Here is a 23,011-nt window from a genome sequence, read left to right on the forward strand (position 1 = left end):
ATCGCTGTCACGAGCCGTGACGGCGATCAAGACCATCGGCGACAAGGCCGGGATGCGGGTTCATCGTTGGAGCCCGCCGACGGCCGGCTCAGCGCTCGGCCACCAGATCGCGATACAGCTTCGCGTAGTGCTGCGCCGGGTTCTTCCACGACACGTCGGTGGTCATGCCGTTGATCTGCAGATTGCGCCAGGCAACGACGTCGGCGAACAGCGCGCGGGTTTTGCCGAACGCCTTGATCAGCGCGTCGGTGGTCACCGGCGCGAACTGGACGCCGGTCGCGACGCCGGTGGCGGTCGCCATCTCGTTGGCGTCGACCACCGTATCGGCCAGACCGCCGACCCGCGCCACCACCGGCACCGCGCCATAGCGCAAGGCGCAGAGCTGCGTCAGGCCGCAGGGTTCGAACCGCGACGGCACCAGCAGCGCGTCGGCGCCGGCCTGGATCTGATGCGCCAGCGCTTCGTCGTAGCCGATCACCGCGCCGACCTGGCCGGGATATTTGCGGGCCGCAGCCGCGTAGGCCTGTTCGAGTTCTGAATCGCCGGAGCCGAGCAGGGCGAGCTGTGCGCCGCCCGCGATCAACTGCGGCAGGGCTTCGAGCAACAGGTCGAGCCCCTTCTGCCACGACAGCCGGCTGATCACGCCGTACAGCAGCGCGCCCGGCTCGGGCTTGAGACCGAACCGTGCCTGCAGCACCTTCTTGTTACGGGTGCGGGCCGCGATGCTCTCGACGTCGTAGGTGGCCGAGATCAGCGCGTCGTTGGCCGGATTCCAGACGTCGGTGTCGATGCCGTTGAGGATGCCGGACAGCCGATCGGCGCGCAGCCGCAGCAGGCCGTCGAGGCCCATGCCGGCTTCCGACCCCTGGATCTCGGCTGCATAAGTCGGCGACACGGTGGTGATGCGGTCGGCAAGCTGCAGGCCGGCCTTGAGATAGCCGATGCCGCCGTAATACTCGATGCCATCGAGGCCGAAGGCGCGCTCCGGCAGGCCCAGCCTGGCGAGCAGCTCGTAGGGAAACCGCCCCTGGAACGCCAGATTGTGGATGGTGAAGACGGTCTTCGGTCCGGGCCGGCCGCTGTATTTCAGATAGGCCGGCAACAGACCGGTCTGCCAATCATGGGCATGCAGCACATCCGGCTTGTAGTGCGGCAGCAGGCCCTGGCCGATCGCGGCGCCGACCTGGGCCAGCGCCGCAAAGCGCAGGCCGTTGTCGGGCCAATCCTTGCCGTCCGCGCCGACATAGGGATTGCCGGGCCGGACATAGAGATGCGGCGCGTCGAGCACGAACAGATCGAGATCGCCGCAGCGCGCCGCCAGCAGCCGCGCGGTGCCGCCGAACAGCTCGTTGAAGCTATGGACCTGCTGCGGATCCTCGATACCGCCGAGCACCGCCGGATAGCCCGGCAGCAGCGAGGTGACGGCGATGTCGTTGGCCCGCAGGGCGGCCGGCAACGCGCCCGCCACATCGGCGAGCCCGCCGGTCTTGATCAGCGGAAACAGTTCCGACGCAACAGAGAGAACCGCCAGTGTGGTCATGCGTCGAGCTTCTCGATCATCGCGCGGGTAATCAGACAGATGCCGTTTTCGGTGCGCCTGAACCGCTTGGCATCGAGCTCCGGATCTTCACCGACCACCAGACCGGCCGGCAGCTTGACCTCGGCATCGATCACCACATTCTTCAGCCGGCACGAGCGGCCGATGTCGGCGTAAGGCAGCACCACGGTGTTCTCGACATGCGAGAACGAGTGCACGCGAACGCCGGTGAACAGCAGCGAATGCCGCAGCGATGCACCCGAGATGATGCAGCCGCCGGACACCAGCGACGACACCGCTTCGCCGCGGCGGCCTTCCTTGTCGTGGACGAATTTCGCCGGCGGCGTGATCTCGCCATAGGTCCAGATCGGCCATTCGCGGTCGTAGAGGTCGAGCTCCGGCACGATGTCGGTGAGATCGATGTTGGCGGCCCAATAAGCATCGACCGTGCCGACGTCGCGCCAGTAGCTGATCGCTTCGGAGCTCGACCGGCGGCACGATTTGTCGAAGTGATGCGCCACCGCTTTGCCGTGCTTGACGATGTAGGGGATGATGTCCTTGCCGAAATCGTGCGTCGAATTCGGATCGGCGGCGTCGCGGCGCAGTTCGTCGAGCAGAAATTTGGTCTCGAAGACGTAGATGCCCATGCTGACCAGCGACTTGTCGGCCTTGCCGGGCATCGCCGGCGGATCGGCCGGCTTTTCCAGGAACGACATGATGCGGTCGCTCTCGTCGATATGCATCACGCCGAATGCGGTGGCTTCAGCCCGCGGCACTTCGAGGCAGCCGACCGTGACGTCGGCACCCTGCTCGACGTGCTGCTGCAACATCTTCTCGTAGTCCATCTTGTAGACGTGGTCGCCCGCGAGCAGGACGATGAACTTCGGATCGTAGCTCTCGATGATGTCGATGTTCTGATAGACCGCGTCCGCCGTGCCCCGGTACCACATCTCTTCAGAGACGCGCTGACTCGCGGGCAGAATGTCGAAGCTCTCGTTGCGCTCCGGCCGGAAGAAGTTCCAGCCGCGCTGCAGATGCCGAATCAGGCTGTGGGCTTTGTACTGCGTCGCCACCGCGATGCGGCGGATGCCGGAGTTGAGCGCATTCGACAGTGCGAAATCGATGATGCGGGATTTGCCGCCGAAATACACCGCAGGTTTGGCGCGCCAGTCGGTCAGCTCCATCAGGCGGCTGCCGCGTCCTCCCGCCAGCACGTAAGCCATCGCATGACGGGCGAACGGAGCGGTGACACCTTGACTCATGCGGCCTCTCATTCCAGCGGCCGGAAGCCGGCCATTCCCACTGTGCGCGACGGTGTCTTGCGCATGACGACGGCGATGTCGCAGCGCCACATAGTGGCCGACGCGTGCATAGCTTGCAATGCCACCCCGCCGTGCGCAGACGCAACCCGATCATTCGATGGCAGCAATCCGCAAGCCGGCAGGATGACGCGCGTGCGACACGACGCATCCTGCCGCGGCTTAATCGACCGGCGTGAACAGGCGATGACGTGGATCAAGCAGACATGCCGCCTCAGGTCCGGATCCGCACCGGCACCGATTTGGCCGCCGGCGTCTTGGATGGCCCGTCATGGTGCCACACCGGCATCAGCGAATTCATCTCCGGGTAATAGGCCCCCAAGCAGCCGTCGGGCAGCTTGAACGGCGTGACAACAAGCGGCCCGGCCTCGCGATGCACGCCATCGCCGGCGTCGCCTTCGAGCCACACTTGCTGGCCTTCGGTGAGGCCCGCCTTGGCCATCTCGTCCGGATTGATCAGCAGCACGTCGCGGCGACCCTCGATGCCGCGCAGCCGGTCGCTCATGCCATAGACCGTGGTGTTGAACTGGTCGTTGGAGCGCATCGTGATCAGCCGGTAGCGGCCAGGCGCTTCATCGAAGCCGATCGAATTCAAGCGGCCCGGCGTCGTAAACTCCGCCTTGCCGCTCTCGGTCTTCCAGATCCGCTCACGCGCCGCGTTGCCCTTGTAGAAACCACCGGGCGTGAACATCCGCGCGTTGAAGTCGCCGAACATCTCCGGGTAGCTCTGCTCGATCAGGTCGCGGACCAGCCCATAGTCGCCGACCCAGTCGTCCCATCTCAGCTTCGGGTTGCCGCCCGGCAGCGTCGCCTTGGCGATGCCGGCGACGATTGCGAGCTCCGACTTCAGATGCTCGCTCGCCGGCTTGCGCAGCCCGATCGAGCCCTGGATGCAGCTGAAGGTATCTTCCATCGTCACCGCCTGCGGACCGCTGGCCTGGATGTCCTGTTCGGTGCGGCCGAGGCAGGGCAGCAAGTAGGCGGACTTGCCGTTGATGAGATGGCTGCGGTTCAGCTTGGTGGCGATCTGCACGGTGAGCTGCATCCGCGTCCAGGCGGCTTCCATCGCGTCGCGCTCCGGGATGGCGCGGACGAAATTGCCGCCGAGGCCGATGAAGGCGCCGACCTTGCCCGCCAGAATGCCGTGGCAGGCTTCCACCGTGTTTATGCCCTTGTCGCGCGGCGGGGTGAAACCGAACTGCTCGGCCATCTTGTCCAGCGGCACCAGCTCGGGCTTTTCGGAAATGCCGACGGTGCGCTGCCCCTGCACGTTGGAATGGCCGCGCACCGGCGAGATGCCGGTGCCGTCGCGGCCGATATTGCCCTTCAGCAGCAGTAGATTGACGAACATCGCAACGTTGAGGAAGCCGTGGGCGTGCTGGGTCAGCCCCATGCCGTAGATGCCGATCACCCGGTCGGCCTTCACATAGACGTCGCCCGCCGCCTTGATCGCGGCGCGGCTGAGACCGGACTCGCGCTCGATCTCGTCCCACGAGGTGGCGCGCACCTTGGCCTCGAACTCGTCGAGCCCATGGGTGTGCGCTTCGTTGAAATCGACGTCGAGCACGCGGCGGCCCTCGCGCTTGGCTTCATCGTCGCGCGCGAATACGTGCTTGCACAGGCCGATCAGCACTGCGACATCGCCGCCGGCTTTGACCTGGTGATACTGGCTGCTGATCTTGGTCTCCCGGCCGGTCAGCATCTCGGCCGGGTTCTGCGGATTGACGAAGCTTTCGAGACCCTTCTCGCGCACCGGATTGAAGGTGATGATCTCGACGCCGCGCTTGGCCGCCTCCTGCAGCGGATGGAGAAAACGCGGGCTGTTCGAGCCGGTGTTCTGGCCGAAGAAGAACATCGCGTCGCAGTTCGACAGATCGTCGAACACCACCGTGCCCACGCCGACGCCGAGCAGCTTCTTCAGCGCCACCGAAGTGGTCTCGTGGCACATGTTGGAGCTGTCGGGCAGGTTGTTGGTGCCGTACAGCCGCGCGAACAGCGCGTAGAGATACGACGTCTCCAGGCTGGCGCGGCCGGACGCATAGAACACCACCGACTTCGGATCGAGCGAGCCTAGATGCTCGCCGATCGCCTGAAACGCCTCGTCCCACGAACACGGCACGTAGTGATCGGTCGCGGCGTCGTATCGCATCGGGTGGGTGAGCCGGCCCTGCATTTCGAGGTCGTAGTCGGACCAGCCGCGCAGCTCGGTGACGCTGTGTTCGGCGAAGAACTCCGGCGTGCAACGCGCGCTGGTCAGCTCCCACAGCGTCGCCTTGGCGCCGTTCTCGCAGAATTCGAAGGTGTGATAGTCGGCGGGCTTGGCCCAGGAGCACGACACGCACATGAAGCCTTTCGGCTTGTTCTGGCGCATCAGCGTTTCGATCGCGGCGGGCGAACTCCACTCCTTGCCGAAGATCCGGCTGATCCCCTGCAGCGAGCCCCAGCCGCCGGCCGGGCCGTCATACGCCACCGTGCCGTCGGCGGGATCGGGGATGTCGGTGTCGTGAAGTCGGGACTCGTCTTGGGACATGCGAACTCCTGGCAACGCGCCGCCAGCCTTTGCGCACGTCAACCAAGGGTTCCGCGAACAGTTCCTGGGCCGCGCGGCAAAACCCGCGCGGGGCCTCCTATGTCGTCAGATCGGCTCGATGATCACCTGGGCGTAAAGCCGCTCGACCTCGTCCGGGCCGCACAATTGCGTACCATGCACCGTCAGGGTCGCCGAGCCCGCCGCGAGACCGAGCCGGAAAGCCTCCGCGATCGAGCCGCCTTGGGCCAGCCGATGCGCGATTGCGCCGAGGAAGCTGTCGCCGGCCCCGACCGTCGACACCGGGGTCACCGGCAGTGCCGGCGAACGCAGCGCCTGGTCCTTGGTGACCAGCAGGGCGCCGAGATGGCCGAGCGACAGCGCCACGATCTCGACCTGGCCGGCCGCAATATGCGCGCGCGCGGCGTCGACCCACTCCTTCTCGCAGCCGAGCGGGCGGCCGGCGAGCTCCTGCATCTCGCGCAGGTTCGGCTTGATCAGCGTGACGCCCTGCGCCAGCGCCGCGGTCAGCGGCTTGCCGGAGGTATCGAGGAAGAACTTGGCGCCGAGCTGCTTGGCTACTGCGGCAGCCTGCGCGTAGAAATCGACCGGCACGCCGGGCGGCAGGCTGCCGCTGCCGATCACGATCTTGGGCGCCGGCGAGGTCCCCGCCAAGGCATCGAGCATGCCGCGCCATTCATGCTCGGCGAGCGGCAGACCGGGCAGCACGAAGCGGTATTGTTCGCCGGTGGCATTCTCGCTGACCGAAAAGTCCTCGCGGGTCTCGGCAACCGCTTCGACGATCCGGCTCGGCACGTTCTCTTCGTCGAGCAGCAGCTTGAGCAGCTTGCCGGTGAAGCCGCCGGCCGGAAAGATCGCCTCGACGTCACCGCCGAACCGCTTCACCACCCGCGCCACGTTGATACCACCACCGCCGGGATCGCGCTTCTGCGCCGCGCAGCGCAGCTTGCGGCTCGGCACCAAACGCTCGACCGACGTCGACAGGTCGATCGCAGGATTGGGCGTAAGGGTGACGATGTCGACCATCGCGAGGCGCACTCCGGTTTGATGCTTTTGAGGAAATTTCGACAGGCGGGCGGGCAGTCAGTGTGGCGTGGCGATGTGCCGGTGCCGTTGATCGGCGTCAAGACCGCGCCCGCACGGCTGCGGTTCACTTCAGATCCGTTCGCAGCGGAGTAGCAGGCGAAAGCCGGTGCGCGGATCTGCCCGCTCCACGCGGCTAACCGGCCTGCCGGCGGAGGCGACTTGAGATGACCAACACCACCAAGATCGTGTTCCTCGGCGCTTCCAGTGCGTCGTTCGGTCTCAGCATGTTTCGTGACCTGTTCGCGTCGCCAGTGCTGGCCGGTTCGACGCTGACGCTGGTCGGACGCAATCCGGCAACGCTCGGCCGAATGACCGAGCTGGCGAAGCTGATGAACGCAAGGTCCGGTGCCGGACTGATCATCGAGCAGACCACCGACCGCCGCGCCGCACTGGATGGCGCCGGGTTCGTCATTAACGCCACCGCGATCGATCGCAACCGGCTCTGGAAGCAGGACTTCGAGGTGCCGAAGAAGCACGGCATCCGTCACACTCTCGGCGAGAACGGCGGCCCGGGTGGACTGTTCTTCACGCTGCGCACGCTGCCCTTGGTGTTCGACTTCATCCGCGACATCGAGGAGCTGTGTCCGAACGCGCTGTTCCTCAACTACTCCAATCCGGAGAGCCGGATCATTCTGGCGCTCGGCCGCTACACCAAGGTGCGCCACCTCGGGCTGTGTCACGGCATCTTCATGGGCCGCGACGCGGTCGCCTACATCATGCAGATGCCGCGCGACGAGATCGAAGTCTGGGGCGCCGGGCTCAATCACTTCCAGTGTCTGACAGAAATCCGCCACCGCGACACCGGTGAGGATCTGTATCCGCGATTTCGCGCCGCCGAGCAGAGCTTCGATCCGGATGCCTGGCGGTTCACGCGGCGGCTCTATCGCGCATTCGGCTACTGGCTGACCTGCAGCGACGATCATCTCGGCGAGTATCTGCCGTATGGCTGGGAAGCCGGCGAGAAGGGCTACGATTTCGACCAGGACGAACGCTGGCGCGGCGAATTCCTCACCCAGCTGAACGGCGTGCTCGGCGGCACGATGCCGATTCCGCAGTGGTGGACCGAGCCCTCGGGCGAGCGCGGCGCCGCGGTGATCGCCGCGATGCTGCACAACCAGAAGCGCTTCATCGAGTCCGGCATCGTGCTCAATCGCGGCGTGATCCCCAACCTGCCGGCGGAGCTCGCCATCGAAGTCCCGGTGACGGTGGATGCGGCCGGCGTGCATCCGGTGTCGCTCGGCCCGCTGCCCGACCCGATCGCCAAGCTGATGCTGATGCAGGCCAGCGTGCAGCAGCTCGCGGTCGAAGCCGCCGTCCACGCCACGAAAGAACTGGCCCTGCAGGCGCTGCTGATCGATCCGGTGGTCAATTCGGCGGTCGCGGCCGAGAAGATCCTCGACGAGCTATGGGAGATCAACCGGCCCTATATTCGGCCATGCGTGTAGGATTACTTCGCCACGCATAGTGCGTCATTGCGATTGGAGCGATGCAATCCAGCAGTCATTCCGGGGCGCTTGCGTCAGCAAGCGAACCCGGAATCCCGACGTCGTGGAAACCGCCTGATGCGCAACAATCTCGGGATTCCGGGTTCGCGCTACGCGCGCCCCGGAATGACGGTGAGGAGTTCGGAGTGAGCGCCGAACGACGGCGTCAATGCGACATCAGCACCGGTACGGTCATCGACGCCAGCATTTCGCGGGTGACGCCGCCGAGCACGAATTCGCGCAGGCGGGAGTGGCCGTAGCCACCCATCACCAACAGGTCGGCCGAGGTGTCGGCGACGTGCGACAGGATGGTGCCGGAGACGCCGATATCGGGCGCCGTGATGGTCTTGATGTCCACCTTGACGTCGTAGCGCGCCAAGTGATTGGCCATCTCGATGCCGCGCAGTTCGTTGGGATCGCGCACCTTGTGGTCGCGCACGATCACCAGTTCGACCTGGCCGGCGCGGCGCAGGAACGGCTTGGCGTCGTTGATGGCGCGGGTCGCGGCGCGGCTGCCGTCCCAGCAGCAGATCACGTGATCGAGCTTGACCGGCGTCTTCTGGATGTATGGCACGATCAGCAGCGGCCGGCCGGAGTCGAACAGCACCTGCTCGATCAGAATGTCGTTGTCGCCGTTCTCGGCGTCGGACTGCATGATCACCGACAGATCGAACCGGCGCGCCAGCTTGGGGAAACGTCCCGAAGTGCCATAGGCGGTCTCGAGCAGATGATGCTCGGCCGAGACACCCTCGCGTTTGCAAGCGGCTTCGAACTGGGCGACCGCAGCGCGCGCCGCTTCTTCGCTCGCCGCCAGCATCTTGCTCAGCACGTCGGACGGAAAGTCCGGCATCGTGAAGCTCGGCAGCGAATCATAGGCGAAGCAGCAGCCGGCCACATGAGCGCCGAACAGCTCGGCGACGCCGAGCGCGATGTCGGTGATCTGCTGGCGATCCGTGCTACGTTCGAGATTGACGATGAGATCCTTGATCATGTCGCGCTCCCCGGCTGCGTCTTGTTGGATTTGATTCGAAGTGGTCATGAGGGGAGGCCGTGACGGACGCCGACGGCCAATCCTCGAACTTTAGCACCGCCTTTGTTCCAGACCGATGAAGATCGGGCAATGCTGATCTTCCGCAAGGTTGATCATCCCTGATCATCCCTTGTCCCGTGCCGTCCTGCCGGCCGGCTCCGGCTGCTGCCAGCCTTCGGCGCCGAGCAGCGGCACGAAACGCACGTCGCCGAGATGCTCGCGCTTGAAATCGGCCTCGCCGAGCCGCGTCAGCCGCACCAGCTGCTGGGCGTGCTGATCGGCACCGACCGGCATCACCAGCCGCCCGCCGATCTTGAGCTGGGCCTTCAGCGACTCCGGCACCTGCGGCCCGCCGGCGGCAACCACGATCGCGTCGTAAGGTGCAGCCGCGGGCCAACCGCGGGTGCCATCGCCGCGATGCACGTCGACATCGCCGTAGCCGAGCGCGGCGAGCTTCGCAGCCGCAGCGTCCGCCAACGCGGCGATCCGCTCGACCGTGGTGACATGACCGGCGATCTCACCGAGCACGGCGGCGGCGTAGCCGGAGCCGGCGCCGATTTCGAGCACGTTGTCGCCGCCCTGCAGCAGCAGCGCCTGGGCCATCAGCGCCACGATGTAGGGCTGCGACATCGTCTGCTCGGCGGCGATCGGCACCGGCGCGTCTTCGTACGCCAGATCACGCATCGGTTCGGGCAGGAAGGCTTCGCGCGGCACCTTGCGCATCGCGGCAAGCACGCGCGGATCATGCACGCCGCGCGCTGCAATCTGGCGCTCGACCATCAACTCGCGCAGCACCGCGAACGACCGCCCGCTGAGTGGCGGCAAGTCCGAAGCCGGAGACGTCATCGCCATCTCCCCCGTGCTTGTTATTTTGTTGGCCGGGGCTCGATCGGCCGGGCTGGTGTCAGTCTAGGAGCCTGGGCCGGCCGGCCGATTGACCGGCGTCAACGCCCCCACCGCGACGCGAGCTTGCCGCAATCGGGTGCGAGCGTCGCCACAGGTAGCGCCGCACGACCCAGGAACGGGCGATCACCGTCGCCAGTTCCTCGGCGGAGCGGCGCGATAAGGGAGGGCCTGCGTGCCTTATGCTTCCACCGACGATCTACCGCCGGGGCTGCAAGTCCGGCTGCCGCTGCACGCGCAGGAGATCTACATCGCGGCCTTCAACAACGCCTTCGCCGAGTACCAGGATCGCGGCGCGGAGGAGCAGGAAGCGACCGCGCATCGCGTCGCCTGGGCAGCGGTGAAGAAACAGTACCGCAAGCTGGGCGAAAACTGGGTGGCGCGCGAGCGGAGCTGATCGGCTCGGCTTTGATCGATAAGCCTGCGCGCGTTATATTCATACTATCCGATCTTTCCGACCCTGGAGCCCCGCGATGGATGCGATGGTGCTGACGGCGCCGGGCACGCCGCTGCAATGGCAATCGCGCAACACGCCACAGCCGGGCGACGGCGAGGTGCTGGTCACGGTGAGTGCCTGCGGCGTCTGCCGCACCGACCTCCACGTCGTCGACGGCGAATTGCCGAACATCCGCTATCCGATCATTCCCGGCCATGAGATCGTCGGCCGCGTCGCGGCCGTCGGCGCCGGTGTCACCAGCCACCAGGTCGGCGACCGGGTCGGGATTCCTTGGCTCGGCCACACCTGCGGGGTGTGCCGCTACTGTCGAAGCGGCATGGAGAATCTGTGCGACGCGCCGCTGTTCACCGGCTACACCCGCGACGGCGGCTTTGCGTCTCACGCCATCGCCGACGCGCGCTACGCGTTTCCGCTCGGCGAGGCCGGCGATGACGTTGCCGTCGCGCCGCTGCTATGCGCCGGACTGATCGGCTGGCGTTCCCTGGTGATCGCCGGAGACGCCGAGCGGCTCGGCATCTACGGCTTCGGTGCCGCCGGGCACATCGTGGCGCAGGTCGCGCGCTGGCAGGGGCGGCAGGTCTATGCCTTCACCCGCGGCGGCGATGGCGCCGCTCAGGACTTCGCCCGCAGCCTCGGCGCCGTGTGGGCCGGCGCCTCTGAGGAGCTGCCGCCGCAGCCGCTCGACGCCGCGATCATCTATGCGCCGGTCGGCAGCCTGGTGCCGGCGGCGCTGAAGGCGGTGCGCAAAGGCGGCCGCGTGGTGTGCGCCGGCATCCACATGAGCGACATCCCGAGCTTTCCGTATGACCTGCTGTGGGAGGAACGCCAGCTCGTCTCGGTCGCCAACCTCACCCGGCAGGACGGTGTCGATTTCCTGAAGGTGGCGCAGCAGGCCGGCATCCGAACCGAGACCCACGCCTTCCCGCTGCGCGAGGCCGGCGCCGTGCTCGGCAAGCTCCGCGCCGGCGAACTGCTCGGCGCCGCCGTGCTGGTGCCGTAGCTCTTACCGTCATTGCGAGCGCAGCGAAGCAATCCACGGGCCTCGTGCACGGAGCCGCTGGATTGCTTCGTCGGCTTTCGCCTCCTCGTAATGACGAAGGGAACGCTTAGATAATCGATCGAGGAGATCCGACCATGTCCGACCATCTCGTGGTGTGCACGCATTGCGGCGGGGTCAATCGGTTGCCGGAGCAGCGGCCGGCGCTGGATGGCAAATGCGGCAAGTGCGGTCATAAGTTATTCGAGGGCCATCCGGCCGACGTCAGCGGTGAGCTGTTCGACAAGCAGGTGTCGCGTAGCAGCGTGCCGGTGCTGGTCGATGTCTGGGCGCCGTGGTGCGGGCCGTGCCGGGCGATGGCGCCGGCTTATGAGCAGGCGGCGCATGAGCTGGAGCCGAACGTCCGCCTGATCAAGCTGAACTCCGACAACGAGCAGCAGATCGCCGGCCGGCTCGGCATCCAGGGCATCCCGACCATGATCCTGTTCGAGAACGGCCGCGAGCGCGCCCGAACCTCGGGCGCGATGCCGGCGGGAGAGATCGTACGCTGGGTGAGGCAGCAGCTCGCGCACTAAGCGCCCGCTGCATCTCCCATCGCTTCGTCATCGTCTCCGGCGCACATAGGAACGGTAGCGCCGGACCGTCGTTGTCGCCCGACCAGGCTCGAAGCTGGGGGGAAACATTGACGGATTCAGCGCTGCGTGGCCCAGCCACGGCCGACCGCTACTCGCTGCCTCGCACCCTGTTCCGCAAATTCGTCCACTGGGCGTCTCACACCTTCATCCTCTCCAGCAAACGTACGCGGCGGACCCGCGTCGGCGACGTCGTGCTCGAGGTGCCGCCGTCGGTTTTTCATCCCGGCGTATTCGTCACCAGCGGCATGTTCGCGGCGCATCTGCGGCGGCTCGATCTGCGGGGCAAGCGCGCCGTCGAGATCGGCACCGGGTCCGGCATTCTGGCGCTGTCGGCCGCGCTCGCCGGCGCCGACAAGGTGGTGGCGCTCGACATCAATCCCAACGCGGTGCACGCCGCCCGGATCAACGCCGCGACGAACGGCGTCGCCGATCGCGTCGAGGCGCGGCTGTCGAACCTGTTCTCGGCCGTCACTCCGGATGAGAGATTCGACCTGATTATTTCCAGCCCGCCGTCGTTCGCAGGAGAGCCGGTCGATATCGCCGACCACGCCTGGGTCGCCGGCCCGGGTTACTGCCATCTCCGCGACCTGTTCGGCTCCGCGCGCCGGCACCTCGCGACAGGCGGCGAGATGCTGTTGCTACTGTCCTCCGACACCAACATCCCGCTGCTGAGAGCCTGGGCGCAGGAAGCAGGGTTCTCGTGGCAGCAGATCGAGGAGAAATCGATCCTGATCGAGAAATTCGTGATCTTCCGATTGCACGCCGGTGAGGCCGCCGCGGTCACCGCGCGACGCTGAGCCTCAACCGGCCGGCGCTGCCGGCAGCGGCAGCGGGCCGTCGACCTTGTAGCTGCGCATCGCGAACGAGGTGCGGATATCGCGCACCGTCGGCAACGCCAGCAGGCCGCGCAGCACGGTGGCCTCGTAGCTGGCGATATCGGGCACCACCACTTCGAGCAGGAAGTCGCTGTCGCCCGACACCAGATGGCAGGCGATCACCTCCGGCATGGTCTGCACTGCCGCAATGAAGCTGTCGGCATTGTCGCGGGAATGTCGCTCGACCCGGATGAACGCAAATGCCGTGACCGCCAGCCCGACCGAGGTGCGGTCGACCAGCGCCCGGTAGCTCGCCAGGACCCCGGCCTGCTCCAGCAGCTTGACCCGCCGCGAGCACGGCGACGGCGACAGCCCGACCTTCTCGGCCAGCACGATGTTGGGAATCCGGGCGTCGGCCTGCAGCTCGGCGAGGATTTTCAGATCGATCGCATCCAGAGCGATTTTGGCAGGATTGCTCATATGCTGCGCAGCGAAGTGACGAAGATTGCTAATTCGAAGGCTCAACATAGCACGATTGGCAAGTTCGGCGGCGAAAATCGAGCCATACTGGCCACGAAGGAGCCCCCGCCATGACCGAATCCGCCCGCTCGCCCGGCTTTGCCACAACCGCGATCCACCACGGATACGACCCGCTGGCGCATCACGGCGCGCTCAACCCGCCGCTGTTTTTGACCTCGACTTACGCCTTCGCCAGCGCCGCCGAGGGCGCGGCACGGTTCGCCGGCGAGGCGGAGGGCTTCGTGTATTCGAGGGTCGGCAATCCGACCGTGGCGGTGCTGGAGAGCCGGCTCGCCGCGCTGGAGGGCGGAGAGGCCGCGCTCGCCACGGCCTCGGGCGTCGGCGCCCTGACGGCGCTGATCTGGACACTGCTGAAAGCGGGCGACGGCATCGTCGCCGACCAGATGCTGTACGGCTGCACGTTCGGGCTATTCGAGCATCACCTGCCGCGGTTCGGCATCGAGGTGGTGTTCGCTGATCTCACCAATCCGGCGAATCTGCAGGCCGCGCTGCGCCCGAATACCAGGCTGGTGTTCACCGAGACCCCGACCAATCCGAACATGCGGCTGGTCGACATCGCCGCCTGCGCCGATATCTGCCGGCGCGCCAACGTCCGCCTGGTCGTCGACAACACCTACTGCACGCCGTATCTGCAACGCCCGCTCGACCTTGGCGCCGATCTCGTCACCCATTCGGCTACCAAATATCTCGGCGGCCATGGCGATCTGCTCGCCGGCGCGGTGGTGGGGCCGAAGGAGATCATCGATCAGCTCCGCTTCGTCGGCATCAAGGAGCTGAACGGCGCTTGTATCTCGGCGTTCGACGCGTTCCTGATTCTGCGCGGCCTGAAGACGCTGAACCTGCGGATGGACCGCCACAGCGCCACCGCTTTGAGGCTCGCGCACGACCTCGAAGCGCATCCGGCCGTCGCCGCCGTGTACTACCCCGGCCTCGACAGCCATCCGCAGCGCAAGCTCGCGCAGCAGCAGATGCGTCAGCCCGGCGGCATGATCGCGCTAGAACTCAAAGGTGGATTAGCAGCCGGCCGCAGCTTCATGGACAAGGTGAAACTCGCGACCCGCGCGGTGAGTCTCGGCGACGCCGAGACTCTGATCCAACACCCGGCCAGCATGACCCATGCGACCTACGATCCGGCCGAACGCGCGCGGCATGGCTTCACGGACGGACTGATCAGAATCTCGGTGGGATTGGAGGACTATGAGGATCTGAAGCTCGATTTGGTAGGAGCGTTGTGAACGACACGCTCCTCAATAAGCGGGAATAGACAGTTCCAGCTTCGGGCCGACCGGCCGGTTCCCAGTCAGGTTCACGCAAATTACACCACGATAGCGAACGCTCTGATCTCGTTGGAACTTTCGCTCTGACGCCGACCGGCACCATGTTACGACTGTACCCTGGTGAGGGTTCGTCTTGGGTGGTGAGAGATGGCCGTTCGTGGAGTGTCATTGCGGCAGCCATACCCACGAGAACCGCGGGGGTGGCATCAGGAATGGTCGCTGCGCCGCGCGATGCGGATGGCACGCGCCGCGTATTGGGAGTCGCACAGCGCCGCCGCCACCGACTTCTGGATGTCGGCCGAGTTCGCTTCCCTCTACGACGCCGAAACGCCCGACGATTGCGTCGCGATTACGCCGGCTCACGATCATGACCTCACCGACAGCCACGCGATCCTGCAGGCTCACTACGCCGCGTGCTGGACGGAGGGCCGGCCGTTTGCGGTGGAAACCAAACTCATCAAGCCCGATGGTCGCCTGCTCGATTGCGTCGTGCACGGCGAACCGGAGTTCGATGCGAACGGTCAGGTGCAGCGGGTGTTCGGCATCGTTCGGGATGCGACTCCCGAGACGTCTGCTCTCCGGCAGTTAGCCGAGAGCGAACAGCGCCTGGCAGATTTCGTCAGCACCGCGTCGGACTGGTGTTGGGAGTCCGGCCCCGACCATCGGCTGCTGCCCTATCCGAAATCACTCGACGGCAACGTGGCGCTGCGAACCGTCGCCTCCGGCGGGCGGGCCAGATGGGAGCTTGCCTACGCACCCGAAGAAGAAGCCTCCATGGCTCTGCACCGGGAAGACATGGAAGCCCATCGGCCGTTCCGCGACTTCGTTTACACCTCGATGGGCAATGACGGCTCGCGGATCATTATCTCCACCAGCGGCAAGCCGATCTTTGCCGATGATGGGACATTCCTCGGCTATCGCGGCACCGCCAGCGATATCACCCAGCTTGCCGCCGCCAGAACCTTGCTCGACCAGCGCACCGGAGCCTTGGAAGAGGCGCATCGGCTCGGCCGGATCGGGACCTGGACGCATCGGCTGGATACCGGCCGGACGGTGTGGTCGCCCGAACTCTATCAGCTGCTCGGCCTGGAGCCTGATGCGTTCGAACCGACCTATGAAGGCACGGAGCCTTACTTTCTGGGCGACGATGCCGCCCGCCTGCTGAAGATTCAGAAGCGCGTCCTTCGTACCAGCACGACGGAAGCCACCGACATCCGGATTCTGCACACCGACGGCGCGCCGCGCGATCTGGCCATCATCTGCAAGGCGGAGATTTCGAACGGGACGGTCATCGGCCTGATCGGCACCGCGCAAGACGTCACCGATCGCAAGGAAGCGGAGCGCCGGCTCGAGCAGCTCGCCTATACGGACCCGCTGACCGGCCTGGCTAATCGTGCACTGTACAAGCGCCAACTCGCCGACCTGTTCGAGACCCCGATCCCGGACCACGGACAGCACGCGCTGTACCTGATCGACCTCGACCGCTTCAAGGAGGTCAACGATTCGCTCGGCCATTCCACCGGCGACAGCCTGCTGATTCATGTCGCCAGAGTGTTGCGGCAGGAGCTGGGTCCGCAGGCCTTTATTGCCCGGATCGGCGGCGACGAATTTGCGGTGCTGATCAGCACTGCAGCCACCTCTGGCGAAGCACCGGCCGCGCTCGCGAACCGCTTGATCGCCAAACTATCAGTCCCGGTCGAACTCGCCGAAGGCGAAGCCTGCATCGGCGCCACCATCGGCATCGCGCTGTTACCAGAGCATGGCGCCACGGCCGAGAAGGCCTCGCGCAATGCCGACCTGGCGCTCTACATGGCGAAGGAAGCCGGCCGCGGCCGGGCGCAGCTGTTCGAGCCGATGTATGCCGAGGCGGTCGACCAGAAGCTCGACCTCGGCCGGCGCCTGCGCCACGCCGTCGACAGCGGCGGGCTCAATACGCACTACCAGCCGCAGATCGATCTCAAGACCGGGCGCGTGATCGGTTTCGAGGCGCTGCTGCGATGGAGTCATCCCGAGCGCGGACCGATTTCACCGGCGGAGTTCATTCCGATCGCGGAAACCACCGGCCTGATCGTCGATCTCGGCCATTGGGTGCTGCGCGATGCCTGCAAGCAGATGCGCGGCTGGCTCGACGCCGGTCTGCCGGCCAGGACCATCTCGGTGAACGTGTCTCCGGCGCAAATCTGGAACGGCGATTTCGAGAAGGTCGTCGCCACCGTGCTGGCCGAGACCGGCCTGCCGCCGGAGCTGCTGTGCCTGGAGCTGACCGAAAATCTGTTCGTCGATCACACCAAGCAGAAAGTCAGCACGACGCTCGCGGCGCTGTCGAAGCTCGGCATCCAGCTCGCACTTGATGATTTCGGCTCCGGCTATTCGTCGCTCGGCTATCTGACGCGCCTGCCGTTCAATCGCCTCAAGATCGACCGCACCTTCGTCGACGGCATCGCCACCGTGCCCGAGAAGTGCAAGCTGCTCGGCGGCATCATCGCGCTGGCGCACGGCCTCGGCATGAGCGTGGTGGCCGAAGGCGCCGAGCTGCCCGCCGAGGTCGACCTGCTCACCGCGTTCGACTGCGACTTCGTGCAAGGCTACGTGTTCTCACGGCCGGTCGCGGCGGATCAGGCGGTGGTGGTGGCGGCGGAGATTGAGCGGGAAGCGGGGCGAAATGGCAGGCTGCTGGTAAAGCGCGCCTAGATTCTTCGTTCGAAGTTTCAAACGAAATTGAAGCGACCCGCTTGCTCCGGATCCTAAATATCTCGCCGGGTCGACCATTGGAAACTCCGCGGTCTGAGGCGAACGAGACGCCTGACACCAGTGGTTCGCTCTGATATGCCCGCCAGGGTTGATGGTCGTTGATTCTACCCTGGAGATTAAACGTGCCTTGGTTTGATAATATTCCAATTCAAAGCCCTGCCTACCAGATTGCCGCGTCTACGAATCCTCGCATTCGAGTTGTCGCAGGACCGGGTACGGGCAAGTCATTTGCGATGAAACGTCGTGTCGCTCGCTTGCTGGAAGAGCAAGTCGACCCTACTGAAATTCTACCCGTTACCTTCACACGCGTTGCCGCCGAGGATTTGCATCGCGAATTAGTGGGAATGGGGGTCCCCGGGTGCAACGAACTCAACGGCGTCACGCTTCACAGCTTGGCTTTGAAGACGCTTATGCGAAACCATGTTCTGGAAGCTACGGGACGTACAGCGCGGCCGCTAAACGATTTCGAGGTCAAGGCGCTTGTTTGCGACTTAAAGGATGACCACGGAGGCAAACGTGCAGTGGCAAAACTGCAGCAGGCATACGAAGCTGCCTGGGCTCGCCTTCAACATCAGCAGCCGGGCTATGTTCAATCACGAGAGGACGCAGCGTTTGCTGCCGACCTGCTTGAATGGATGACCTTCCACGAAGCAATGCTAATCGGTGAAGTTATTCCTCAATTTCATGAATACCTTCGATCAAACCCCGGTGCACCTGAGCGTCAAGAGTACACGCAGATCCTTGTCGACGAATATCAAGACCTCAACCGTGCAGAGCAGGCGGTTATCGAGCTGCTGTCAGACCGAGCCGATGTCTGCATCGTCGGAGACGATGACCAGTCAATCTACAGCTTCAAGCATGCTCATCCAGAAGGAATTCGAGACTGGATCACAACTAACGGTGGCGCAGACGATTTGCAGCTTTCGGAATGCCGGCGGTGCCCCACAACGGTTGTAGAGATGGCAAATAGCCTAATCTCCCATAACCGACTACGTCTAGTGCCTCGAATGCTAGCTCCATTGCCTGCGAACGGACGGGGAGAGGTGCGCATTCTTCAATTTGAACAATTGGCGAATGAAGTAGCTGGTATTTCGGAAATCGTTCAAACAATGGTTGGAAACGGAACTCCGCCAGGAGACATTCTAATCTTAGCGCAGCGTGGCGCAATCGGGACGCCGATATACGAGAGTCTGCAGGGCCATAATGTTCCGGTCCGTTCTTATTATGCCGAATCCGAACTTGACTCGGTGGACGCTCAGCGACGGTTTGCGATACTAAAATTGCTTGTAAATCGTGAGGATCGCGTCGCTCTTCGATGGCTTATTGGATATTCCAATGCCGACTTCTTCTCATCTGGTTATCGTCGGATACGAGAACACTGCGAGCTGTCCGGACTTTCTCCTTGGCAGGCATTGGAGCAGTTGTCTTCTGGAGCGCTGAAGATCCCTCACACACGTCGAATTGTTTCAGAATTCGATAAGATCGTTGACGAGCTGAACGTTCTTGAGAATTTGCCTAGCCTTGAGGATGTAATTGAGTTCTTGCTTCCCGCAGGCGACGATTCGGTGCGAGATCTGCGAGACCTTGCAATGCAAGTGCTCGGCGAAGTCGGCGAAAACCGCGATGATTGGTTATTTCAACTCCTGCAAGCGATTTCGCGCCCGGAGGTGCCGTCGGAAATTCAAGATGTGCGGATCATGAGTCTGCACAAATCCAAGGGGCTCAGCGCCCCTGTAACGATTGTGGCCGGATGTGTTGAAGGCTTACTTCCTCAGCAGCCGTCACCGCAGACGCCGTTAGCAGAAGCAGCCGCTATGATAGAGGAGCAACGTCGACTCTTCTTCGTCGCGATCACTCGGGTCAAATCAGTGCCTGAAGCAGAAAAACCTGGCACGCTCATTCTCACCTACTCCAGGCAGATGCCTGTTGCTGATGCTATGCGAGCCAACATTGCATTTGCTGGGCGGTCTGGAACTCTCGCGCGCCTTAACGCCAGCCGGTTCATCAGAGAACTCGGACCTCACGCACCGCCTCCGGCAAGGCGGTAAAGCATCCATCAAAATCTGGCGCTCCCTAGGGGAATCGAACCCCTGTTTCAGCCTTGAGAGGGCCGCGTCCTAACCGCTAGACGAAGGGAGCGTGAGGGCCGAACCAATAGCCGCGAAACCGAGCCACCGCAAGATCGGGGGCGGCCTTTTCCGAAATCCGACATGCCCGGGCTCGACCCGGGCATCCATCGGCAAGAAATGTCTGTGCCTGTGGCGTGGATGGCCGGGTCAAGCCCGGCCATGACGGCTTTGATGGGGCAGCGGTCGGCTCACCAATCGAACGGTGCCCGAACGGCTTCTCCCCCCATCCGCCTACGGCTCGGTGGCGAAGGTCAGGCGGCCGGTGGGCTTGAGGGTTTTAGCCTCGAAAGTTCGCAGTTCGGTGGCGCCGCCGATGTCGAGGGTGACGACCACATAGTCGCCGGCGGAGGCGGTGGAGACCACGCGGGCGCCCTTCGGCAGGCGCAGGGTGTGCTCGGTGGCGGCCGGCGCGCTTCCCTCGGCGCGGAAAAGCTTATAGCCGATGGCGATCAACACCGCGGCCACCGCCAGCGTCGTGGTCAGGCCCGCGATCAGCATCATCCGCCGCACCCGCGCAAACAGCGCGGCCTGCTCGGGGGTGGGGTCGGGCGTGGCGGTGTCGGTCATGCGAATCTCTGTTTGAAGGCGGCTGTTTTGGAAGGTGCGGTTGTGGGCGAAACGCCGGAAAATCCCGTGAATGTGGTGGTGGCCGGCGACGAGGGCTCGCCGCGGCTCGACCGCGTGCTGGCGGCGCGCTGCCCCGAGCTGTCGCGGTCGCGGCTGAAAGCGCTGATCCTCGACGGCCGGGTGGCGATCGCCGGCAACCCCGTCCGCGACCCCGCTTATCACGCCTCCCCGGGCGAGACGATCACAATCGACGTGCCGCCGCCGGTCCCGGCCGAGCCGGCCGGCGAGGCGACCGCGCTCGACATCGTCTACGAGGACGCCGACATCATCGTGCTGAACAAGCCGCGCGGGCTGGTGGTCCATCCGGCGGCCGGGCACGAGACCGGCACCCTGGTCAACGCCCTGATCGCGCATTGCGGCGCGTCGCTGTCCGGGATCGGCGGGGTGAGGCGGCCGGGGATCGTGCACCGCCTGGATAAGGATACCACCGGCCTGATGGTGGCGGCCAAAAACGACAAGGCGCACCAGTCGCTGAGCGCCCAGTTCGCCGACCACGGCCGCACCGGGGAACTGCGCCGCGGCTACCTCGCCTTCGTCTGGGGGGTGCCGGGCCGCAAATACGGCACGATCGACGCGCCGATCGATCGCCACCCGCATGCGCGGGAAAAAATGGCGGTGCGCCAGGGCGGCCGCGAGGCGATCACCCATTGGGAGGTATTGGAGAACTTCGCCGGCAAGGACGGCAAGCCGGTCGCGGCGCTGATCGCCTGCCAGCTCGAGACCGGGCGGACCCACCAGATCAGGGTCCACCTCGCCCACCTCGGCCACCCCCTGCTGGGCGACGATGTCTATGGGCCGCACTTCAAGACCAAGGCGAACCAGCTCGCCCCGGCGGCGCGGAGCGCGCTATCGGAGCTCGGACGGCAGGCGCTGCACGCGTATTTGCTGACGCTGGAGCACCCGTCGACCGGCGAGGTACTGACCTGGGAATCGCCCCTGCCGGCCGATTTGGCTCAGCTTCAGGCCGCGCTGATCGCGACGGAATGACGCGGCGAAGTCAGAAAACGTAAATCATTTCACCGCGTTGTTGCGGCGTAACAACGACGTGACAAGACCGTAACTAAACTTGCGCGACTAACGTATTGTATATTGCAGGTGCGTTGGGATGGCCCAACGCGGAACATCGCAGGCCGGTCGGCTTTGACACAGCGATCTGTCTGCCTGGCCGCCCGCTATCGGGGGCCTGAAACCCAATTGGAGGGCGCTGAATGGCCCGTGCTGCTACGCTCCCGGTCCTTAACGGAGAATCCGGCCTCGCTCGTTACCTTGCGGAAATCCGCAAGTTTCCGATGCTCGAGCCCGGCCAAGAGTACATGCTCGCCAAGCGCTGGCGCGAACACGGTGATCGCGACGCGGCGCATCAACTCGTCACCAGCCACCTTCGCCTCGTCGCCAAGATCGCGATGGGCTACCGCGGCTATGGCCTGCCGATTTCCGAAGTCGTCTCCGAAGGCAACGTCGGCCTGATGCAGGCGGTGAAGCGGTTCGAGCCCGAGAAGGGCTTCCGCCTCGCCACCTACGCGATGTGGTGGATCAAGGCGTCGATTCAAGAGTACATCCTGCGTTCGTGGTCACTTGTGAAGATGGGGACCACCGCGAACCAGAAGAAGCTGTTCTTCAACCTGCGCAAGGCGAAGAGCAAGATCTCGGCGCTGGACGAGGGTGATCTGCATCCCGACCAGGTCAAGCTGATCGCGACCCGTCTCGGCGTCACCGAGCAGGACGTGGTCGACATGAACCGCCGCCTCGGCGGCGACGCCTCGCTCAACGCGCCGATCCGTGACGATGGCGAGCCGGGCGAATGGCAGGACTGGCTGGTCGATCAGTCGCCGAGCCAGGAAGCCGTGATGGCCGAGCATGAAGAGCTCGACCAGCGCCGCGCTGCGCTGAACGGCGCCATCCAGGTGCTCAACCCGCGCGAACGGCGGATCTTCGAGGCCCGCCGCCTCGCCGACGAGCCGATGACGCTGGAAGACCTCGCCGCCGAGTTCGGCGTGTCGCGCGAGCGCGTGCGCCAGATCGAGGTGCGGGCGTTCGAGAAGGTGCAGAGCGCCGTCAAGGGCACCATCGCCCGCCAGGAGCAGGCGGCGCTGGAAGCCGCGCACTGATCGCACGCCGCGATAGACCGATAGCTACGAACCCCGCCCTCACCGGCGGGGTTTTTGTTTGCGCGCTCGCATCGCGCGCGGGCCGCTGCCATATGGCGGCCTTCACGTTGCGAAGCCGATGAGCGCCCTGAAACACAGATGTAATCCATGCAATCCTCCTTGGTCCTGAAAGGAGGAAGCCTGATGCCCGGAACCGAGGGGACGCGACTGTCGGTCGTGGGCGGCGATTAAGACACGGCGATTGAGACAGGAGGTACATCGCTGGCGCAGGGGCTGTGGCCAACCGACGCGCCAATCCTTAACACACTGTTAACCCGCCGGGTGTGGAGTGCCTGGGCGAGATTCGTCATGGGAGCCGCGCGATGGCTGACATCATGAGCGTGCTGGCGTCGGGTTATACGTCCGCGGCGCTGCAGACGCCGTCGAAGACCAAATACGTCAATGTCGATCCGGCGCTCTACAACGGCACCTGGACCGGGACCTATTCGAACACCAAGAAGTTCTCGATCACCGTCTCCGACGTGCAGGGCTTCCGCGCGCAGGTGAAGTATCAAAGCGAAGGTACGGTGAAGTATCAGAGCGTGTTGATCAAGGACGGCTCGTTCCGGATTGGCGATACCAAGTTCGCGCTCGGCAAGAACGACACCGCCTCGATCCGCAACGTCGTCACCGATCCGGCCACCGGCCAGACCCAGCTCGTCACCGGCACGGCCAAGCGAAGCTGAGGCATCGCGCTCGCGGCTGCCCCTCGGCGGCTGTTTCGAGCGC

At 64.8% G+C, this 23,011-nt stretch carries 19 protein-coding genes and 1 tRNA gene; 11 read left to right on the forward strand and 9 right to left on the reverse strand.

All coding sequences use genetic code 11. The annotated features are described in order from the left end of the window. Positions 1 to 88: 88 nt before the first annotated feature. The 4 genes from glgA to DY467_RS22445 form a co-directional block, all read right to left on the reverse strand. Positions 89 to 1,540, reverse strand: a complete 1,452-nt coding sequence (glgA, locus tag DY467_RS22430; protein WP_164639066.1) for a glycogen synthase GlgA — start codon at positions 1,538 to 1,540, stop codon at positions 89 to 91. Continuing rightward, on the reverse strand, positions 1,537 to 2,799 hold the full coding sequence (gene glgC / locus DY467_RS22435) for a glucose-1-phosphate adenylyltransferase (RefSeq protein WP_107342608.1): 1,263 nt from the start codon (positions 2,797 to 2,799) through the stop codon (positions 1,537 to 1,539). Before glgC ends, glgA begins: the two co-directional genes overlap by 4 nt. A gap of 271 nt (positions 2,800 to 3,070) precedes the next feature. After that, positions 3,071 to 5,386 carry an FdhF/YdeP family oxidoreductase gene (locus DY467_RS22440; protein WP_164639068.1) on the reverse strand — a complete coding sequence of 772 codons (2,316 nt, stop codon included), beginning with the start codon at positions 5,384 to 5,386 and terminating at the stop codon, positions 3,071 to 3,073. A gap of 105 nt (positions 5,387 to 5,491) precedes the next feature. Then, complete coding sequence (locus DY467_RS22445) at positions 5,492 to 6,430, reverse strand: 1-phosphofructokinase (protein WP_164639069.1); 939 nt, start codon at positions 6,428 to 6,430, stop codon at positions 5,492 to 5,494. Positions 6,431 to 6,654: 224 nt separating this feature from the next. Here DY467_RS22445 and DY467_RS22450 point away from each other — a divergent pair, with 224 nt between their 5' ends. Next, on the forward strand, positions 6,655 to 7,935 hold the full coding sequence (locus DY467_RS22450) for an alpha-glucosidase/alpha-galactosidase (RefSeq protein ID WP_164639071.1): 1,281 nt from the start codon (positions 6,655 to 6,657) through the stop codon (positions 7,933 to 7,935). A 205-nt stretch (positions 7,936 to 8,140) separates the two neighbouring features. Here the strand turns inward: DY467_RS22450 and DY467_RS22455 are convergent, their stop codons facing one another. Both DY467_RS22455 and DY467_RS22460 read right to left on the reverse strand, forming a co-directional pair. Then, positions 8,141 to 8,965 carry a universal stress protein gene (locus DY467_RS22455; RefSeq protein ID WP_164639073.1) on the reverse strand — a complete coding sequence of 275 codons (825 nt, stop codon included), beginning with the start codon at positions 8,963 to 8,965 and terminating at the stop codon, positions 8,141 to 8,143. 162 nt (positions 8,966 to 9,127) lie between these two features. Next, positions 9,128 to 9,850 carry a protein-L-isoaspartate(D-aspartate) O-methyltransferase gene (locus DY467_RS22460; RefSeq protein ID WP_164639076.1) on the reverse strand — a complete coding sequence of 241 codons (723 nt, stop codon included), beginning with the start codon at positions 9,848 to 9,850 and terminating at the stop codon, positions 9,128 to 9,130. 232 nt (positions 9,851 to 10,082) lie between these two features. On the opposite strand from DY467_RS22460, the gene DY467_RS22465 reads away from it, so the two are divergent. The 4 genes from DY467_RS22465 to DY467_RS22480 all read left to right on the forward strand — a co-directional run bounded on the left by DY467_RS22465 (position 10,083) and on the right by DY467_RS22480 (position 12,793). After that, positions 10,083 to 10,304, forward strand: a complete 222-nt coding sequence (locus DY467_RS22465) for a ChaB family protein (protein WP_107342603.1) — start codon at positions 10,083 to 10,085, stop codon at positions 10,302 to 10,304. 76 nt (positions 10,305 to 10,380) lie between these two features. Then, the gene (locus DY467_RS22470; RefSeq protein WP_164639078.1) at positions 10,381 to 11,364 is read left to right on the forward strand and encodes a zinc-dependent alcohol dehydrogenase family protein; all 984 of its coding nucleotides are present in this window, start codon (positions 10,381 to 10,383) and stop codon (positions 11,362 to 11,364) included. A gap of 134 nt (positions 11,365 to 11,498) precedes the next feature. Then, positions 11,499 to 11,936, forward strand: a complete 438-nt coding sequence (trxC, locus tag DY467_RS22475) for a thioredoxin TrxC (RefSeq protein WP_164573494.1) — start codon at positions 11,499 to 11,501, stop codon at positions 11,934 to 11,936. 107 nt (positions 11,937 to 12,043) lie between these two features. After that, the gene (locus DY467_RS22480; RefSeq protein WP_164639080.1) at positions 12,044 to 12,793 is read left to right on the forward strand and encodes a 50S ribosomal protein L11 methyltransferase; all 750 of its coding nucleotides are present in this window, start codon (positions 12,044 to 12,046) and stop codon (positions 12,791 to 12,793) included. 3 nt (positions 12,794 to 12,796) lie between these two features. Here the strand turns inward: DY467_RS22480 and DY467_RS22485 are convergent, their stop codons facing one another. Then, entirely contained in the window at positions 12,797 to 13,291 is a 495-nt protein-coding gene (locus DY467_RS22485) for an Lrp/AsnC family transcriptional regulator (protein WP_164639081.1), read from the reverse strand. A 110-nt stretch (positions 13,292 to 13,401) separates the two neighbouring features. Between DY467_RS22485 and megL the strand changes: the two genes are divergently transcribed. The 3 genes from megL to DY467_RS22500 all read left to right on the forward strand — a co-directional run bounded on the left by megL (position 13,402) and on the right by DY467_RS22500 (position 19,427). Continuing rightward, positions 13,402 to 14,586, forward strand: coding sequence for a methionine gamma-lyase (gene megL, locus DY467_RS22490; protein ID WP_164639083.1), 1,185 nt, complete (start codon positions 13,402 to 13,404; stop codon positions 14,584 to 14,586). 189 nt (positions 14,587 to 14,775) lie between these two features. Continuing rightward, a complete protein-coding gene (locus DY467_RS22495; protein ID WP_164639085.1) occupies positions 14,776 to 17,319 on the forward strand; it encodes a bifunctional diguanylate cyclase/phosphodiesterase in 2,544 nt (847 codons plus the stop codon). 182 nt (positions 17,320 to 17,501) lie between these two features. Further along, positions 17,502 to 19,427 carry a UvrD-helicase domain-containing protein gene (locus DY467_RS22500; RefSeq protein ID WP_164639087.1) on the forward strand — a complete coding sequence of 642 codons (1,926 nt, stop codon included), beginning with the start codon at positions 17,502 to 17,504 and terminating at the stop codon, positions 19,425 to 19,427. Between the two features lie 16 nt (positions 19,428 to 19,443). On the opposite strand, the gene DY467_RS22505 is transcribed toward DY467_RS22500, so the two are convergent. Both DY467_RS22505 and DY467_RS22510 read right to left on the reverse strand, forming a co-directional pair. Continuing rightward, a tRNA-Glu gene (locus tag DY467_RS22505) sits at positions 19,444 to 19,518 on the reverse strand. A gap of 221 nt (positions 19,519 to 19,739) precedes the next feature. Beyond that, positions 19,740 to 20,075, reverse strand: coding sequence for a hypothetical protein (locus DY467_RS22510; protein WP_012494099.1), 336 nt, complete (start codon positions 20,073 to 20,075; stop codon positions 19,740 to 19,742). 72 nt (positions 20,076 to 20,147) lie between these two features. On the opposite strand from DY467_RS22510, the gene DY467_RS22515 reads away from it, so the two are divergent. From DY467_RS22515 to DY467_RS22525, 3 genes are all read left to right on the forward strand, one after another. Continuing rightward, on the forward strand, positions 20,148 to 21,122 hold the full coding sequence (locus DY467_RS22515; RefSeq protein ID WP_164639089.1) for an RluA family pseudouridine synthase: 975 nt from the start codon (positions 20,148 to 20,150) through the stop codon (positions 21,120 to 21,122). A gap of 221 nt (positions 21,123 to 21,343) precedes the next feature. After that, positions 21,344 to 22,243, forward strand: coding sequence for an RNA polymerase sigma factor RpoH (rpoH, locus tag DY467_RS22520; protein ID WP_107342595.1), 900 nt, complete (start codon positions 21,344 to 21,346; stop codon positions 22,241 to 22,243). A 362-nt stretch (positions 22,244 to 22,605) separates the two neighbouring features. Continuing rightward, positions 22,606 to 22,968: a hypothetical protein gene (locus DY467_RS22525; protein ID WP_107342593.1), complete on the forward strand. Its 363-nt coding sequence runs from the start codon at positions 22,606 to 22,608 to the stop codon at positions 22,966 to 22,968. The last annotated feature ends 43 nt before the right edge of the window (positions 22,969 to 23,011 follow it).

It is taken from the genome of Rhodopseudomonas sp. BR0G17 (genome assembly GCF_010907025.1).
Lineage (GTDB): Bacteria > Pseudomonadota > Alphaproteobacteria > Rhizobiales > Xanthobacteraceae > Rhodopseudomonas > Rhodopseudomonas palustris_H.

What these genes read in the sequence shown, in the direction of transcription:
- DY467_RS22460 (WP_164639076.1), bottom strand. Translation starts at nt 9,850, where the DNA reads ATGACGTCTCCGGCTTCGGACTTGCCGCCACTCAGCGGGCGGTCGTTC.
- rpoH (WP_107342595.1), top strand. Translation starts at nt 21,344, where the DNA reads ATGGCCCGTGCTGCTACGCTCCCGGTCCTTAACGGAGAATCCGGCCTC.
- glgC (WP_107342608.1), bottom strand. Translation starts at nt 2,799, where the DNA reads ATGAGTCAAGGTGTCACCGCTCCGTTCGCCCGTCATGCGATGGCTTAC.
- DY467_RS22485 (WP_164639081.1), bottom strand. Translation starts at nt 13,291, where the DNA reads ATGAGCAATCCTGCCAAAATCGCTCTGGATGCGATCGATCTGAAAATC.
- DY467_RS22495 (WP_164639085.1), top strand. Translation starts at nt 14,776, where the DNA reads ATGGCCGTTCGTGGAGTGTCATTGCGGCAGCCATACCCACGAGAACCG.
- DY467_RS22450 (WP_164639071.1), top strand. Translation starts at nt 6,655, where the DNA reads ATGACCAACACCACCAAGATCGTGTTCCTCGGCGCTTCCAGTGCGTCG.
- DY467_RS22445 (WP_164639069.1), bottom strand. Translation starts at nt 6,430, where the DNA reads ATGGTCGACATCGTCACCCTTACGCCCAATCCTGCGATCGACCTGTCG.
- DY467_RS22510 (WP_012494099.1), bottom strand. Translation starts at nt 20,075, where the DNA reads ATGACCGACACCGCCACGCCCGACCCCACCCCCGAGCAGGCCGCGCTG.
- DY467_RS22455 (WP_164639073.1), bottom strand. Translation starts at nt 8,965, where the DNA reads ATGATCAAGGATCTCATCGTCAATCTCGAACGTAGCACGGATCGCCAG.
- DY467_RS22525 (WP_107342593.1), top strand. Translation starts at nt 22,606, where the DNA reads ATGGCTGACATCATGAGCGTGCTGGCGTCGGGTTATACGTCCGCGGCG.
- trxC (WP_164573494.1), top strand. Translation starts at nt 11,499, where the DNA reads ATGTCCGACCATCTCGTGGTGTGCACGCATTGCGGCGGGGTCAATCGG.
- megL (WP_164639083.1), top strand. Translation starts at nt 13,402, where the DNA reads ATGACCGAATCCGCCCGCTCGCCCGGCTTTGCCACAACCGCGATCCAC.
- DY467_RS22440 (WP_164639068.1), bottom strand. Translation starts at nt 5,386, where the DNA reads ATGTCCCAAGACGAGTCCCGACTTCACGACACCGACATCCCCGATCCC.
- glgA (WP_164639066.1), bottom strand. Translation starts at nt 1,540, where the DNA reads ATGACCACACTGGCGGTTCTCTCTGTTGCGTCGGAACTGTTTCCGCTG.
- DY467_RS22470 (WP_164639078.1), top strand. Translation starts at nt 10,381, where the DNA reads ATGGATGCGATGGTGCTGACGGCGCCGGGCACGCCGCTGCAATGGCAA.